This window comes from Nocardia sputorum, from assembly GCF_027924405.1.
GTDB lineage: Bacteria > Actinomycetota > Actinomycetes > Mycobacteriales > Mycobacteriaceae > Nocardia > Nocardia sputorum.
In genome coordinates, this window is the sequence record NZ_AP026978.1 from 4,109,985 (window position 1) to 4,126,035 (window position 16,051).

The window sequence follows — 16,051 nt, forward strand, 5'->3', positions numbered from 1 at the left end:
ACCCGCGCGGATGCCGAGCAGTCATCGGATGACTAGGTTCGCGTCCATGAGTCCTGACGCAACTTCCGTTCGAGATGTCACCACCGCACGGGTGGACCACCTCGGCTGGCGTCGCGGGCTTCGCCTGCGGCGCGCCCGGCCCATTCCCGTCGTCACCCAGGCCGTCGGCCTGCTGGTGGCCGACCGGCAGGCGACCGCGGACACCATCGTCACCGCGCCGACGCCGTTGCAGCCGATCGACCTCACCGACGACGCCAGGGTCGCCGAAGTCCTCGAGCTCGCGGTGCGCGTCGGCGAGGTGGTGCTCGCCTCCGGCACCGGCGTGGTGGACACCACCACGACGGTGCGCTTCATCGCCGCCACCTACGGACTGTCCCGCTGCAGCATCGACGTCACCTACGACGCCATTCGCATCTGGGCCGACCGCGGACCCGCGCTGCCGCCCGCCAGCACCATGCGGATCGTGCACTACCGCGCCCTGGACTTCACCCGGCTCGCCGCCGTGGACCGGCTGACCCGCCGGATCCGCAACGAGGTGGTCCCGCCGGACCAGGCCCGCGCCGCACTGGACGCGATCACCTCGGCGCCGCACCCGTATCACCGGTGGACCGCCACCGCCGCGTGGTCACTGATGGCGGCGGCGATCGCCGCGCTGCTCGGCGCGGGCGCTCTGGTGGCCGCGGTCAGTTTCGCGACCACCGCGGCGATCGACCGCACCAATCGCATCCTCAATCGCTACGGGCTGCCGTTCTTCTTCCAGCACATGGTGGGCGGCGCCATCGCGGCGATCCCGGCCATCGTGCTGGCGAGCCTGGCCGCGCGCCTGGGGATCGACGCCGACCCCACGCTGATCATCGCGGCCGGAATCACCGTCCTGCTCAGCGGCTTGCAACTGGTCGGCTCGGTGCAGGACGCGATCACCGGCGCCCCCATCACCGCCACGGCCCGCATGCTCGAGGTGATGATGATGACCGGCGGCATCATCGCGGGCATCGCGCTCACCCTGCGCATCGCCGACCTCCTCGACGCCACGGTGCCGCCGGTCTATCTGACCTCCGCCCGCGACATCACCGACCTGCCGGTGCAGATCCTGGCCGGTGCGGTGGCGGCCCTGGCGTTCGCGCTCGCCTGCTACGCCGAACGCCGGGCGCTGGCCGCCGCCGCGGGCAGCGGCGCCGCGGGCATCATCTGCTTCCTCCTGGTCCAGGAGGCGGGTTTCGGCCCGGTGATCTCCTCCGGCGCCGCCGCGACGCTGGTCGGCCTGGCCGGTGGCCTCATGGCTCGCCGCGCGCTGACTCCCCCGCTGGTCGTCGCCGTCGCGGGCATCACCCCGCTGCTGCCGGGGCTCAAGGTCTATCGCGGGCTGTACGCCTTGCTCAACGACGAACTGCTGATCGGAGGCAACCAGTTGCTGTCGGCGTTCGGCATCGGCTGCGCGCTGGCGGCCGGAGTGACCCTCGGCGAGTGGTGCGACCGCACCGTGCGCAGGCCGCGGATCCTGCGCCGGTTCGGATCCCTGCGCCGCCCGATCGTCCGGCGTCGCCGCCGATCGTCGCCCGCCCACTGAGCCGCGAGGCGCATGCGCGCCGCACGGCCGCCCGGTAACCTCTTATCGGACTGGTCAGGGCGCCGCGCTCGGTGGCGGCCCCGGTGTGAGGTGAGGTGGTTCGGACATGTCGGAAGCAGTGCCGTTCTCGACGCAGATCCGCAGCGCCACCGCGCAACAGCATGCGGAGGCGGAGAACTCCCGCTTCATGAGTGAGATGCTCGGCGGGTCCCTCGGCGTCGACTCGTATCACCGCTACACCGGTCAGCTGTGGTTCATCTACCGCGCTCTCGAACAGCGCTGGGAAACGTTGTCCGACGACCCGGTCGCCGGGCCGTTCATCCGGCCCGAACTCGCCCGCACCGCCGAACTCGAGCGCGATCTCGCGCATCTGCTCGGTCCGGACTGGCGCGCCGGACTGGAACCGCTGCCAGCCACCGCGGCCTACGCCGACCGCATCGACGAGTGCGCGCGCGACTGGCCGGCCGGGTACATCGCCCACCACTACACCCGCTACCTCGGAGACCTCTCCGGCGGGCAGGTCATCCGCGGCACCGCCGAGAAGCTGTGGAACCTGCCGCATCGCGGCGACGGCGTCCGCTTCTACGTCTTCGACGGCGTCGGCAACCCCGCGGCTTTCAAGCGGGAATACCGCGGCCTGCTCGATCGGCTGCCGCTCGACGATCTGGAGCGCCGCCGCGTGCTCGACGAAGGCAAGCGCGCCTTCACGATGAACACCGCGGTCTTCGAGGAACTGGCCGAGGAATTCCCCGCCGCGCAATAGCCGGATCGAACACCACGCATCGCCTGCCGCACGCGGCATTTCGGCCGTCGTGCGCGAGCGCCGCGGACATGGGACAGTCATGGTATGAGAGCGCGCCGTCGCATCGCCGTGGTTCTTGCCGGTCTCGTCGGTGCCGGGCTGGTGGGAGGTTGCGGCACGACGTCCGATCCCGGCACCGGACCCGGCTCATCGACCGCGGCCCGGATCGTGCCCTTGATCTCGACGAACGACCTGCGTCCGGCGCAACCGGACGAAGTGCACCTGTTCGGCTTCAACGATCTGCACGGAAACCTGCAGCCGCCGAGCGGGTCCAACGGCAAGATCGCCAATTACGACGCGGGCGGAGCCGCGTATCTCGCCACTCATCTGGCACGACTGAAGGCCGCCTATCCCGCCAGCGCCGTGCTCGCGGCGGGGGACAACATCGGGGCCAGCCCGTTGATCTCCAGCCTGTTCCACGACGAGCCGACGATCACCTTTCTCGATAATGTCGGAGTCGCCGCATCCGCGGTCGGCAATCACGAATTCGACGACGGCGTAGTGGAATTGGCACGCCTGCAACAAGGCGGATGCGCGGTCGACGGATGTTCGCCCGGCGCCCCGTTCGCCGGCGCGAAATTCCCCTATCTGGCGGCCAACGTCACCGACGCGCAGGGCAACTTGCCGCCCGCGCTGCGCCCGTGGACGATGCTGGAAGTGGGCGGGCACCGGATCGGCGTGGTCGGCACGGTCACGCCCGACACCGCGAATATCGTGCTGCCCGAAGGCATCCGGGGCTATCTCTTCGGTGACCAAGCCGCCGCGATCAATCGCCATGTGCCGGAATTGAAGGCGGCCGGCGCGGAAGCGATCGTGGCACTGGTGCACGACGGCGGCTCCCAGCGGCCCGAGCGGGGCGCGCCGGTGGACTACAACGGATGCGCGAACGTCACGCCGAACGTGACGGGGCTGGCCGAGCGGATCGACCCCGCCGTCCGGGCGGTGTTCACCGCGCACAGCCATCAGCCCTATGTGTGCACCGTCGCGGGCAAGGTGATCACCCAGGCATCCTCGTATGGACGGCTCATCACCGACGTCACGCTGCGTTTCGGTGGCGACGGCGTGCAGGCGTCGGCGGTCAATCGCGTCGTGACCCGCGAGGTGACGCCGGACGCCCCGACGACCGCGCTGATCGACTTCTACACCGAGCAATCGCGGCCGCGCGCGGGCCGCGTCGTCGGCGCGACCGCGAACGCCCTGCCGCACGATCCCGGCCCGGCGGGCACCTCACCGCTGGGAGACGTGATCGCCGATTCCATGCTGTCGGTCACCGCGGGCCCGGCCGCCGCCGTCGCCGCCTTCATGAACCCCGGCGGCGTGCGCGCCGATCTGAAACAGGGGCCGATCACCTACGGCGACCTGTTCACCGTTCAACCGTTCGGCAACCAGGTCGTCACGCTCACCCTGACCGGCAGCCAGATCCTGCGCCTGCTGGAACAGCAGTGGACCATCGCCGCGGGCAAACCGACGATCCTGTCTCTCGCGGGCATCAGCTACGCCTACTCCGACACCGCCCCCACGGGCGCGAAGGTGATCGCCGACAGCGTCCGCATCGCAGGTCAGCCGCTGAATCCGGTCGCCACGTATCGCGTGACGACCAACAACTTCCTGGCTTCGGGCGGCGACGGATTCACCGTGTTCACCGAGGGCGCCGATACTGCGGTGGGCCCGACCGACCTGGACGCCTTCGAGGCGTTCTTGCGCGACAAGCCCCCGCTGCAGGCGCCGCCCGCCCGGGTCGAGAAGAAGTAGCGAGACCGGACGCTGCCAAGTTGCTGGACACCCGACCAGAACGCGGGTAACTGGAAATCTTTGTAACACATACCGTTTGACCTGCACAGACGGTGACCAGCCCCACAGCCCGAACGGGTCATGATCGCTTGCCGGGCCCACGCACGGTCGGTTACTGTTCAGTAATAAGTCAGGACGAAGGTGTTCCTACTTTCGGCCCGACGTCTGTCGCTGGGGGCCGAATCACGCTGTCCGCATCCATTGCCGCATGCCGGATGACTTGTGCGACAACAGGTTCGAGTGAACAGCAGGAGTATGCGATGGCCACTTACATCGTGACGGGCGGAACCGGATTCTTGGGCAGGCGGGTCGTGCAGGACCTGCTGGATCGCGACGCGGACGCGATCGTCCATGTGCTGGTGCGCGAGACGTCGCTGGCGAAATTCACCGACATCGCGGCGGGCTGGCGCGGCGCCGAACGGGTCTTCGCGCTGATCGGCGATCTCACCGCCGAGGGCCTCGGGCTGGCGTGCGAGCCGCCGCAGGCCGACCACATCGTCCATCTGGGCGCCGTCTACGACATGACGGCCGACGAGGACACCGCGCACGCGGCGAACGTCAGCGGCACCCGCTCGGTGCTGGCCCTGGCCCGCGAGGTCGGCGCGGTGCTGCACCACGTCTCCTCCGTGGCGGTGGCGGGCGACCACAAAGGCAAGTTCTTCGAGGAGGACTTCGACCTCGGGCAGCGGCTGACCTCGCCGTATCACCGCACCAAGTTCGCCGCCGAGAAGCTCGTCCGCGAGTCGCGCGGCGTGCGCTGGCGGGTGTACCGGCCCGCGATCATCGTGGGCGATTCCCGCACCGGCGAGATGGACAAGGTCGACGGGCCGTACTACTTCTTCGGTGCGATCGCGAAGCTCGCCGCGCTGCCGTCGGATCTGCCCTTGCCGCTGCCCGATCTCGGCGCCACGAATATCGTTCCCGTCGACTATGTTTCGGCCGCCATGGTGGAACTCATCCGCCGACCCGGCCTGAACGGACGCACTTTCCACCTGGTCAACCCGGAGCCACAGCCGTTCGGCGAGGTGTACCGCGCGCTCGCCGCCGCGGCGGGCGCGCCGACCGGCGTGGGCACGGTGCCCGGCAGCGGGCTCGCGCTCAGCGGCCTCGCGCACCTGCCTGGGGTGACCTCCGTGCGCGATTTCCTGCTCGAACAGGTGGGCATCCCGGCCGAGGTCGCTCCGCACACCTCGTTCTCCGCAGAGTTCATCAGCGACTCCACCCGCGCCCAGCTGCGCGGCACCGGGCTGACCGTGCCGTCGTTCGACAGCTACGCCGAGCGGCTGTGGCAGTACTGGCGCGACCACCTCGACCCGCAGCGCGGACGAGTGTCCGTCACCGGCGACCCGCTCGCCGGCCGGGTCGTGCTGATCACCGGAGCGTCCTCCGGCATCGGGCTGGCCACCGCGCACGCCGTCGCCCGGCGCGGCGCCACCGTTCTGATGGTGGCCCGCGGTCACGACGACCTGGCGGCCGCCGCCGAGGCCGTGCGCGCGGAAGGCGGTGTCGCGCATACCTATCCGTGCGACATCACCGACTCCGAAGCGGTCGAGAAGCTCGTGCAGTGCGTCCTCGACGACCACGGTCGCGTCGACTACCTGGTGAACAACGCCGGCCGTTCGATCCGTCGCTCCGTGCTCAACTCGACCGACCGCATGCACGATTTCGAGCGCACCATGGCGGTCAACTACTTCGGCGCCGTGCGGCTCATCCTCGGATTGCTGCCGTCGATGCGGGCGAACCGATTCGGCCACGTGGTCAACATCTCCTCGATCGCGGTGCAGACGAAGGTGCCCCGGTTCGCGGCGTATGTGGCCAGCAAGTCGGCGCTGGACAACTTCAGCGAGATCGCGGCGGTGGAGAACCGGGATGCCGGAATCACCTTCACCTCGGTGCGGATGCCGCTGGTGCGGACCCCGATGATCGCCCCGACCGACCTGTACCGCTCGCTTCCGGTGCCCGATCCGGAGCAGGCCGCCGCGATCGTGGTGCGCGCGCTCGAAGACCGGCCGCATCGCATCGACACGCCGGTCGGCACCTTCGCCCAGGCGGTGGAACTGCTGATGCCGTCGGTGAAGCGTCAGATCATGCACCAGGGCTTCCGGCTGTTCGGGGAGTCGCACGCGGCGCGCGCCGATTCGGAGCGTCGTCCGGCCGATTCGTCGCCCGCCCCGGCTCCGGCGCCGGGCGGCCCGTTGTCCGTTCTGGCCCCGGTGATCATGCCGCTCATGGCGCTGCCCACGCCCGCAGCGCGCATCGCCCGCGTCGTCCCGGGCTTGCAGTGGTAGCTGCGCACGACCAGGGGTGGGCCGAACTGTCGGCCCACCCCTGGGTTTCCCGGTCTCGCGACCTCACACCCGGTTCACCGTGAACTCCACCGCGGGCCACATGGCCCACCGGTAGTCCGTGTGCGCGGCCGGTCGGATGCCGCCTTCGCAGACGGGATCGCCGCTCGCGCAGTAGTTTCCGGTTCGCCAGGCGTAATGGTCCGGCACATTCCAGCCGATCAGCCGGATCGGGTCACCGAACAACAGCACCGCGGCCACCCGGGAGGACAGATCGGCGGGCAAGGTGTACATGCCACCGAGCGCGGTGACGATGCCGGTGCCGAGCACCCCGTGCGTCACGATGGCTCCCTGCGAAAAGCCGACCAGGATGAACCGCTGGTCCGGGCACCTCGCCGCTTGCCACAGCACATGAGCGGTCATGTCCTGGGTGCCGCGGCTGATCGAGGACGGATCGAGCAGATCGGCCGGATAGTCCACCCGGTAGGCCTGCGAATCGACCGGAAGCGCCTGCCACAGCGCGTCGTACAGCGGATCGCCCACCACCGAACCCAGGTACCCGGGTTCATGGGTGCCTCTGGCGACGACGACGTCGACTGCCGCACAGGACGTCGCCCATGCGTTCAACCCCGTCGCCGCCCCGAATCCCGCGACGAGCAGTAGCACGGCGAATGCCCTTACTACACGCCACTTTTCGAAGTGAATTACCTTCCGGTTGGCCATCGTACTCACCTACTCACGCCGTTGTGAGACAGCCGAGCGACACTTGTCAGTGACAATTCTCGGCTATATCCGCGAAGGTAAGAACGGCTCCGAGGGCCGTCAAGGAACTCCATCCGACCGATACGGAGTCAGCGCCGAATCGTGTTCTACGGCAGGAGAACCGCCGCGCCGGCAAATCGTCCGTGCGCGAGATCGGCCAGCGCACGATCGGCCATGTCCAGGGAATACCCGTGCGTGGTCAGATGTATTCGGTGCTCCCCGGCGAAAGCCAGGAATTCGCGGGCGTCCGCGCGGGTATTGGCGGTCACCGAGCGAATCTCCCGCTCCTGGAACAGGTGCCGCTGGTAGTTCAGCGCGGGAATGTCGCTGAGATGAATACCGGCGACGGCCAGGATTCCGCCGCGATCGAGGGCCGCCAGGGCGGGCGGCACGAGGTCACCGACCGGTGCGAACAGGATCGCCGAATCCAGCAGTACCGGAGGCGGATCCACCGCGCCCTGCACCGAGGCGGCACCGAGCGCGGTCGCGAGTTCGCGCGCCGCCGGATCCCGGGTCATCACGTGGACTTCCGCTCCGCGGGCTGCGGCTACCTGGGCGGCGATGTGGGCGCTGCCGCCGAAGCCGTAGATCCCCAGCCGCCCGCCCGGCGGCACGGAAGCCCGCAGCAGCGCCCGGTACCCGATGATGCCCGCGCACAGCAGCGGAGCGGTGTCGGCATCGGCGTAACCGGTGGGCAGGCGTAGCGCGTACGCCGCTGGCACACAGGCGAATTCGGCGTAGCCGCCGTCGGCGTCCCAACCGGTGTAGGCCGAGTACGGGCAGAGGTTCTCCGCTCCGCGCAGGCAGAACTTGCACTGCCCGCACGTGTGCCGGAGCCAGGCGATGCCCACCCGGTCCCCTACCCCGAAACCCGCCCCCTCCGCACCCTGGCCGATCGCGACGACCGCACCGACGACCTCGTGTCCCGGCACCACCCCGGCGCGATGCACCGGAAGATCGCCTTCGGCCACGTGCAAGTCGGTCCGGCACACGCCGCAGGCGAGGACACGCACGGTCAACTCGCCGGGGCCGGGTTCCGGGACCGGTGCGCGCTCCGCGTCCAGCGGCCCGCCGTCGATCGGGCCCGGCCTGCGCACCCGCCAGCACCGCATCGAATTACCACCGCCGCGGATCTCGCTCATCGTCGGATCACCTCGCACCGGTCGGATCGACACGCACCGGGCATCCCGATCGCGTCGTGTGTGCCGGGATCACCCTACTCGGTCATTTCGGCCACGCCGCGCACCGCGTTCTGATACGTTTCTGTATCCAGTACATTTCTGTATCCGGAAATGATCGAGGCGAACCGAGGAGGCGCCCCTTGGCACACGATGCCGCGCAGGCCGCGCCCGCCCGGGTCACCCGCCGTCGTGCCGAGACCAGGAACCGGCTGCTGACCGCCGCCTACGAGGCGTTCGCCGAAGAAGGCTTCGGGCGCGCCACCGTGGAGCGGGTGTGCGAGCGCGCCGGATTCACCCGCGGGGCGTTCTACTCGAACTTCAGCTCGCTGGACGAGCTGTTCCTGGCCATGTGGGAGCAGCGTTCGACGGCGATGCTCACCCAGGCGAGCGCCATCCTCGACGACATCGCGGCCGACGGCGCCGAGGACGTCCGCAGCGCGGTCCGGCGACTGGAACGGGCGGTCCCGGTCGACGAGGGCTGGTACCGGATCACCGCCGAATTCACCGCCCACGCGCTGCGCACCCCCGCGCTGCGCCGGGTGATGGCCGCCCGCGAGGAGGCCATCGTCGCGGCGCTCATGCCCACCATCGTCGCGGCGCTCGCGCGCGGCGGCCGCACCGTGCCGGACCCGGAGGCGTTCGGCCAAGCGCTCATCGCCGTCCACGACGGCACCAGCGTGCAGGTCCTCATGGAGCCGGACAGCCCCGCCGTGCGCGAGCGCCGCACCGAACTCTTCCACCACGTCGTGCTGGCCTACAGCACCGCAACCGAAGGATGAACATGTCCCACAGCAGCCCCGAGGCGGACGTCCTCGTCGTCGGCGCCGGGCTGGCCGGCCTGGTCGCCACGCACGAACTGGTCAAGGCCGGCCGCACCGTGCACGTACTGGACCAGGAGAACCGCAACAATCTGGGCGGCCAGGCGTTCTGGTCGCTGGGCGGCCTCTTCTTCGTCGACAGCCCGGAGCAGCGGCGCCTGGGCATCAAGGACTCCTACGAACTGGCCCTGCAGGACTGGCTCGGCTCGGCCGGGTTCGACCGCGACGACGAGGACAAGTGGGCCCGGCAGTGGGCGCAGGCATATGTGCGGTTCGCGGCCACCGAGAAGCGCGAGTACCTGCGCGAGCTCGGCTTGCGGGTGACGCCGCTGGTCGGTTGGGCCGAACGCGGCGGCGACCGCGCCGACGGACACGGCAACTCGGTGCCGCGTTTCCACCTCACCTGGGGCACCGGACCCGAAGTGGTCCGGGTCTTCGCCGAGCCGGTTCTGGAAGGTGAACGGCGCGGACTGGTCCATTTCGGGTTCCGCCACCGGGTGGACGAACTGATCGTGGAAGACGACGCGGTGGTCGGCGTGCGCGGCGTCGTGCTCGAGGACACCGACCTCGACCGTGGACGCGCGTCGTCCCGGACCGTCGTCGGCGAGTTCGAATACCGTGCCCAGGCCGTCATCGTGGCCTCCGGCGGCATCGGCCACAACCACGAGCTGATCCGCCGCAACTGGCCCACCGAACGGCTCGGTCCGTGCCCGCAGACCATGATCTCCGGCGTGCCCGCGCACGTCGACGGCCGGATGCTCGCCATCACCGAGGCCGCGGGCGGCGCCATCGTCAACCGGGACCGCATGTGGCACTACACCGAGGGCATCGTCAACTGGGATCCGATCTGGCCCGACCATGCCATCCGGATCATCCCCGGGCCGTCCTCGATGTGGTTCGACGCGAACGGAAAGCGCCTTCCCGCACCGTGTTTCCCCGGATTCGACACCAACACGACGATGAAGGAGATCCTGAAGACCGGCTACGACTACTCCTGGTTCGTGCTCACGCAGTCGATCATCGAGAAGGAATTCGCGCTGTCGGGCTCCGAGCAGAACCCGGACATCACCGGCAAGGACCTCAAGCTCACCCTGAAAAGCCGCGTCGCCAAGGGCGCGCCGGGGCCGGTCGAAGCGTTCAAACAGCACGGCGTCGATTTCGTGGTGGCGGACACGCTGCGGGAGCTCGTCGCGGGCATGAACAAGATCGCGCGCGGGCCGGAGCTGGACTACGACGACCTGGAACGCCAGATCGTCGCGCGCGACCGGGAACTCGCGAACAAGTACAGCAAGGACAGCCAGCTGATGGCGATCGACAACGCGCGCCGGTATTTCGGCGACAAGGCGGGCCGGGTCGCCAAACCGCACCGGATCCTCGATCCGGACGCGGGCCCGCTCATCGCCGTGCGACTCAACATCCTCACCCGCAAGACGCTGGGCGGCTTGCAGACCGACCTGAACTCCCAAGTCATCCGGCCGGACGGCACGCCGTTCCCCGGCCTGTACGCCGCGGGCGAGGTCGCCGGATTCGGTGGCGGCGGCGTGCACGGGTACAACGCGCTGGAGGGCACCTTCCTCGGCGGGTGTATCTTCTCCGGCCGGGCGGCCGGGCGTGCGCTGGCCGCGAAACGGAGCTGATCGCTACCGCCTGCACCCCGACGCGACGGTGGCGGGCTCCGTCGCCGTGACGAGCGACGGCGACGACGTGAACGACGGAGCGCCGGAGTAGAGCCGGGTACCCGCCGCGTACCGGCCCGGCTCGACCTGCACCCCGGTGATCTCGGCCTCGTTGCCGAAGACATCCGTCACCCGCGCGGTGAACGGGCCCCGCCCGACGCCGGAGAGGGTCCAGTAGTTGTCGGCCCGTCGGGCGAGCGGTCGCCATGGCCCACCCCCCGCGGGGCGGACAGCCGCCTCGCGCAACGGATTGCCCGTGCCGCCGAACAGGATGCCGAACCAGGACGCGGACGAATCCGGCTGCACCTCGTAAGTCAGCTCCTGCGCCGGCTGCGGATCGCGGACCAGGCGGTAACCGACCCGCGCCACCCCGTCGTGCGGTTCGGCGATCCGCTCGAACGCCGCCGCGCTCAGAGCCAGTTGTCCCGAAGCGCAGGCCGGGCAGTGTTCGACCACCAGCGCCCGGACCGTCCCGCGCGGACCCGTGATGTCCAGATACGCGCCGCAGAGGTCGGCGCGGCCGTAGTCGGGAGTCGACAGCCCCGCGTAGTAGCCATCCGCCGCCAGCTCGCGGAAGGAACACGACACCTGGGCGCCGAACACGAAATAACGTGCCTCGGCCGACGTGTCCGGCCCGAGAGGCGCGAAAGTCACGACGGAAACCGGTAATCGGGACGGCGCGGGCGCCTGGGGAAGCGGGTTGGCCGCACCGCAGGTAGGCGCGGACGGCCGCACCAGCCAGACGACCACCGCGACGGTGGCCAGCACGCCTGCCGCAAACCATAGCCATTCGGAACGGAATGGCCGCTCTCGGATCGGTACCCGGTGCATCGCTTCCCCGACTCCGGCTCGCCGACTGTCCATCCTGACCTCATCAGGAAAGCAGCCCAGCCGCTCGCGCGCAGCGCGAACGGAAATTCTTCACGTCAACGTCGGCGCGCCTGCCGAGGGAAGAGGTTTCGTCCCGCCTCCTGAGCGACCTCGGCCAGCGCGCGGGCCAGCCGCGCGGTGTCCGGCACCACACGATCGGCACCGGCCCGGCCCGACAGCGACACCGCGGCGACCGCCACGCCACGTCCGCGGATCGGCACGGCCACGCACGCGAGACCGGGCACGGACTCCTCGTTGTCGACGGCGACGCCTTGGCGGTTACGGATGCGGCCGAGTTCGCGATGCAGTTCGGCCCGGTCGGCGAGCGTGCGCGCGGTCAGCTGCGGCAGGCGATCCCGGAAGGACGCCTCCACGACGCTCGGGTCCAACGTGGCCAGCAGCGCTTTGCCGAGCGCCGTGCTGTGCGCGGGCATCCGGCCGCCGAGCCGCGTGGGCACGCTCGCGGCGACCCGGCCGCCCACCTTGTCCAGATACAGCACGTCGCGCCCATCCAGCACGCCGAGATGGCCGACCATTCCGGTCTGCTGGCACACGTCGTGCAGGAGCGGGCTCACCGCGTCCCGGATCTCGTTGTGGTCGGCGGCGAGCCCACCCAGCTCCAGCGTGCGCAGGCCGAGCCGGTAGCCGCCGGGGGCGTGCGCCAGCCAGCGCAGCCGGATCAGCTGGTCGAGGATGCGGTGCACGGTGGAGCGCGGCAGCCCGGTGCGCTCGGACAGTTCGATGAGGGTGAGCGCAGGCGTCGCGCCGTCGAACGCCTCCAGGATCAGCGTCATCCGCTCGATCATCGACGCCGGGGGCCGGCCCGGCCGTGTTGCCTGTCCGGATCCGGTGGATAACTCCCCCGGCTCGGGATCGGTCATCACCTCGACCGTCAATTCCAACCTCCACGCGTGCTCGCGTAGAGCTTAGAGGTCGCTACGCGGACCCGTGCGCGGAATCCGCGAGGCCGGCCAGCCACTCGCGGGTGTACCGCTCGGCCAGCAGCGGCAAGAAGTTCGCGATGGTGGCGTTGTCGGCGACATGGTCGTACGACGACTGCAGATGGTCCTCGATCGCGGCTTCGCTTGCCACGCCGTCGAATTCGTTCTCCAAGCGCTGCGCCGCCGCTTTCAAGGCGAGTTCCTGGTCGAGTGCTGTTTCCTGATTCGGCTCGTGGGTGGCGGGACGGTCGGTCATCGCAGATTCCCCTGGTCGTGACGAGATCGGTACCCGGGCGCCGTCGTGGCCGCACGTCGGCGCCCGTCCTCCGGGTACCCGGTCGAGCCGGTTCGACACCCACCGAGGGCTCCGGTCGGACAGCCGCGCCTGCCCGCCACCCGCTCGGATCACCGGGCCAGGCCGAAAGTAGAACACGTTCTTGTATGTCGCCGCCGGGCGTGCCAGGCTCTATCAATGGATCTCGACGCCATCGAAGCCGTCCGCCAGCTCAAGTACCGGTACTTCCGGACACTCGACCTCAAAGCGTGGGACGAGTTCGCCGACACCCTCGCCGTCGACGCTCGGGGACGCTACGGCACCCACGCCATGGGCGAGCCGCTGCACCTGGACGGGCGCGACGCCATCACCGCGTTCATGCGGGAGAATCTCGGTCCCACACTCGTCACGGTCCACATCGCCAACCACCCGGAGATACGCGTCGAGGGCGACACGGCCACGGGGTCGTGGGCCTTCGAGGACACCGTGCTCGCGACCGAATACGGGGTGCTGATTCGTGGGGCCGGATACTACACCGACACCTACCGCCGTGACGCCGACGGCGATTGGCGTATCGCGTCCACCGGGTACCGCCGCATCTACGAGTCCATGCAGTCGCTGGCGGACACCCCCAGCTTCAAATTGCTGTCGAACATGTGGACGCCGGAGACGTGATCGCGGGGCGCCGGGTCCGAAATCGGTCCACTATCGGCCCGGTGGCGCTGGACGATCCGGCGCGGCCCGGCGGATGCTGCGACCATGCCCTCCCTAGCGCCTGACGAATTCACGCCCGAGACCACCTACCTGAACACCGCTTCCTTCGGCCTGCCATCCGCCCGGGCCCTGGCCGCGGTGCGCGACGCGAGTGCGAGCTGGGCGTCCGGCCGCGGCGCGCCGACATCCGAGGTGGATCGACTGGCACCGACCCTCCGCGCCGGATTCGCCCGCCTGCTCGATGGCGCGACCGCCGACGACATCGCGCTCGGAAGCGGTGTGGCGGGCCTGATCGCCCCCGTGGCCAACGCATTGCCGTCCGGCGCGGAGGTCCTGTTGCCGGAAGGCGAATTCGCCTCGGTCTCCATGCCTTTCGTCTACCGGGACGACCTCGTCGTGCGCTTCGTTCCGTTGGCGGAACTGGCCGCGCAGGTGCGCCCGGAGACGGCGCTGGTAGCGGTGAGCGTGGTCCAATCCGCGGACGGCCGCGTCACCGATCTGGCCGAACTACGCGCGGTCACCCGGGCCAACGGCGCGCGCCTGCTCGTGGACGCCACCCAGGCCGCGGGCTGGCTGCCCCTGCGCTTCGCCGACGCGGACTATTGGGTCTGCGCCACCTTCAAATGGCTCATCGGCGCGCGCAGTGTCGCGTTCCTCGCCACGCCGCGCGAGTTCGTTCCACTGCTGCGTCCGATCGGGTCCAGCTGGTACGCCGCCGAGGACCGCTGGGCCGAGCTGTACCGCCCCACCGCGTTGCCCACCACAGCCCGCCGCTTCGACACCACACCCGATTGGCTCGGCGTCGTGGCGGCGCTGCGAGGACTGTCGCTGATCGAGGAACTGACGGTCGACAAGATCGGCGCGCACGACCTCGAACTCGCCGACCGATTCCGCGACGGACTGCGCGAATTGGGTTTCGAACCCGTCTCGGCGCGCTCCCCGATCGTCTCCGTCCCGGGCGCGGCGGACCTGGCGCCCCGCCTCGAGCAAGCCGAGGTGATCGCCTCGGCGCGCGGCGGCGGTCTGCGCTTCGCCTTCCACCTCTACAACAGCGCCGAGGACGTCGAACGGGCGTTGTCGGCGCTGCGGTCCGGATAGTCCGTCGCGGCCGCACGCCCGGCCAGAACAGGGCGGGGGCGTGACGACCACCGGAACGCCGAGCACGCACTGTCAGCACACCGAGCCGACTCCCTTCCGGCCCCCGCACGGGCAGCGGATCGTTCGGAACGTGTACCCACACGAATCGGTCGCTGATGAGCGCCGATCTGGTACCCACGCCATCGAGGCGCGGTCGGTTCACCGACCGGGCCGTTGCGCGGGTGCGGTGATCAGCGGCAGATCGAGCGCGGTGAGAATTCCGGCGGGAGCGGAGACCACCGCGGGAACCGCGTTGACGATGCGCATACCGGTCGCCAGCAGGGTCGCGTGGTTGTGGTCTCCGTTGCGGCTCGAGGTCACCAGGTCCATCGCGTAGCTGGGCTCGCCGGTGATCTCGACCCGGTAGGACCCCTCGGGGTGCGCGGGCTGCGGCCACTCCGGGCACAGGTCCTGGCGCAACCGCGTCACGTGCTCGAGCACCGTGACGGGCACATCGCCGACCATGCCCCGCACTTCGAAACGCAATGCCGCCGCGGTTCCCTCGGCGATGTGCCCGGTCGCGATGTCGAACGACTCCGGCGCCGGGACCCGCTCGTAGGTCTCGGTGACCGCATCCAGGGTGACCCCGATCCCCGCCGCGAGCTGGCGGACCGTGCCGCCCCAGGCGAGGGAGAGCACCCCGGGCTGCAACAACATGGGGATCTCGTCGAGGGGCTTGCCGAAGCCCATGATGTCGAACATGACCTCCCGGTTGTCGTAGCTGGCGTAGTCCACGATCTCCAGGCAGCGCACTTCGTCGATGCGCAGACACGTCCCCGCGAGTGCGAGCGGCAGCAGGTCGTTGGCGAAACCCGGGTCGATGCCGTTCACCCACAGCGACGAATTCCCTTGCGCGGCCGCCTCCTGCACCGGCTTCAGCAGGTCGTCGGGCAGCACGCCGTAGGGGTACTGGAAGAACACCGGCGCGCAGGCGACGACATTGATTCCGGCGGCCAGGATGCGCTGGAGGTCCTGCACGGCCTCGAAGAGCCGGTTGTCGGTCATCGAGCAATAGACGACGCAGTCCGGGCGCGCCGCGAGCAACGCGTCGGCGTCGGTCGTCGCGGTGACCCCGACCGGATCGAGTCCTGCGAGGGTTCCCGCGTCCTTTCCGTCTTTGGCTGGGCCCGAGACCCACACGCCGGTCAGCTCCAATTCGGGATGGGCGATGACGCCGGCCAGGGCATGCCTGCCCACATTGCCGGTGCCCCAGTGCACTACGCGATATGTCAT

General features: G+C 69.7%; 14 protein-coding genes. 8 read left to right on the forward strand and 6 right to left on the reverse strand.

Annotation, left to right across the window (positions count from 1 at the left end):
- Window positions 1-46 precede the first annotated feature (46 nt).
- The 4 genes from QMG86_RS18460 (at window position 47) to QMG86_RS18475 (ending at window position 6,448) form a co-directional block, all read left to right on the forward strand.
- A complete protein-coding gene (locus QMG86_RS18460) occupies window positions 47-1,567 on the forward strand; it encodes a threonine/serine exporter family protein (protein WP_434085592.1) in 1,521 nt (506 codons plus the stop codon).
- Window positions 1,568-1,673: 106 nt separating this feature from the next.
- A complete protein-coding gene (locus QMG86_RS18465) occupies window positions 1,674-2,330 on the forward strand; it encodes a biliverdin-producing heme oxygenase (RefSeq protein ID WP_281873606.1) in 657 nt (218 codons plus the stop codon).
- Between the two features lie 84 nt (window positions 2,331-2,414).
- Window positions 2,415-4,121, forward strand: coding sequence for a bifunctional metallophosphatase/5'-nucleotidase (locus QMG86_RS18470; RefSeq protein ID WP_281873608.1), 1,707 nt, complete (start codon window positions 2,415-2,417; stop codon window positions 4,119-4,121).
- Between the two features lie 299 nt (window positions 4,122-4,420).
- Window positions 4,421-6,448 carry an SDR family oxidoreductase gene (locus QMG86_RS18475; protein WP_281873610.1) on the forward strand — a complete coding sequence of 676 codons (2,028 nt, stop codon included), beginning with the start codon at window positions 4,421-4,423 and terminating at the stop codon, window positions 6,446-6,448.
- A 63-nt stretch (window positions 6,449-6,511) separates the two neighbouring features.
- Here the strand turns inward: QMG86_RS18475 and QMG86_RS18480 are convergent, their stop codons facing one another.
- Together QMG86_RS18480 and QMG86_RS18485 are read right to left on the reverse strand one after the other, a co-directional pair.
- Window positions 6,512-7,111 carry a cutinase family protein gene (locus QMG86_RS18480; protein WP_281873612.1) on the reverse strand — a complete coding sequence of 200 codons (600 nt, stop codon included), beginning with the start codon at window positions 7,109-7,111 and terminating at the stop codon, window positions 6,512-6,514.
- Window positions 7,112-7,314: 203 nt separating this feature from the next.
- Window positions 7,315-8,319 carry a zinc-binding alcohol dehydrogenase family protein gene (locus QMG86_RS18485; protein WP_281881019.1) on the reverse strand — a complete coding sequence of 335 codons (1,005 nt, stop codon included), beginning with the start codon at window positions 8,317-8,319 and terminating at the stop codon, window positions 7,315-7,317.
- A gap of 209 nt (window positions 8,320-8,528) precedes the next feature.
- Here QMG86_RS18485 and QMG86_RS18490 point away from each other — a divergent pair, with 209 nt between their 5' ends.
- Complete coding sequence (locus tag QMG86_RS18490) at window positions 8,529-9,167, forward strand: TetR/AcrR family transcriptional regulator (protein ID WP_281873614.1); 639 nt, start codon at window positions 8,529-8,531, stop codon at window positions 9,165-9,167.
- Complete coding sequence (locus QMG86_RS18495) at window positions 9,164-10,843, forward strand: FAD-binding dehydrogenase (protein ID WP_281873615.1); 1,680 nt, start codon at window positions 9,164-9,166, stop codon at window positions 10,841-10,843. Before QMG86_RS18490 ends, QMG86_RS18495 begins: the two co-directional genes overlap by 4 nt.
- 3 nt (window positions 10,844-10,846) lie before the next feature.
- Here QMG86_RS18495 and QMG86_RS18500 read toward each other — a convergent pair whose 3' ends face one another.
- The 3 genes from QMG86_RS18500 to QMG86_RS18510 all read right to left on the reverse strand — a co-directional run bounded on the left by QMG86_RS18500 (window position 10,847) and on the right by QMG86_RS18510 (window position 12,949).
- Window positions 10,847-11,650 carry an expansin EXLX1 family cellulose-binding protein gene (locus QMG86_RS18500; protein WP_281873616.1) on the reverse strand — a complete coding sequence of 268 codons (804 nt, stop codon included), beginning with the start codon at window positions 11,648-11,650 and terminating at the stop codon, window positions 10,847-10,849.
- A 158-nt stretch (window positions 11,651-11,808) separates the two neighbouring features.
- The gene (locus QMG86_RS18505) at window positions 11,809-12,546 is read right to left on the reverse strand and encodes an IclR family transcriptional regulator (RefSeq protein WP_350356332.1); all 738 of its coding nucleotides are present in this window, start codon (window positions 12,544-12,546) and stop codon (window positions 11,809-11,811) included.
- 142 nt (window positions 12,547-12,688) lie between these two features.
- A complete protein-coding gene (locus tag QMG86_RS18510; protein ID WP_281873619.1) occupies window positions 12,689-12,949 on the reverse strand; it encodes a three-helix bundle dimerization domain-containing protein in 261 nt (86 codons plus the stop codon).
- A gap of 216 nt (window positions 12,950-13,165) precedes the next feature.
- Between QMG86_RS18510 and QMG86_RS18515 the strand changes: the two genes are divergently transcribed.
- Both QMG86_RS18515 and QMG86_RS18520 read left to right on the forward strand, forming a co-directional pair.
- The gene (locus QMG86_RS18515) at window positions 13,166-13,642 is read left to right on the forward strand and encodes a nuclear transport factor 2 family protein (protein WP_281873621.1); all 477 of its coding nucleotides are present in this window, start codon (window positions 13,166-13,168) and stop codon (window positions 13,640-13,642) included.
- 84 nt (window positions 13,643-13,726) lie between these two features.
- Window positions 13,727-14,779, forward strand: a complete 1,053-nt coding sequence (locus tag QMG86_RS18520) for an aminotransferase class V-fold PLP-dependent enzyme (protein ID WP_281873622.1) — start codon at window positions 13,727-13,729, stop codon at window positions 14,777-14,779.
- 198 nt (window positions 14,780-14,977) lie between these two features.
- Here QMG86_RS18520 and QMG86_RS18525 read toward each other — a convergent pair whose 3' ends face one another.
- Window positions 14,978-16,051, reverse strand: a complete 1,074-nt coding sequence (locus QMG86_RS18525) for an NAD(P)H-dependent amine dehydrogenase family protein (protein ID WP_281873623.1) — start codon at window positions 16,049-16,051, stop codon at window positions 14,978-14,980.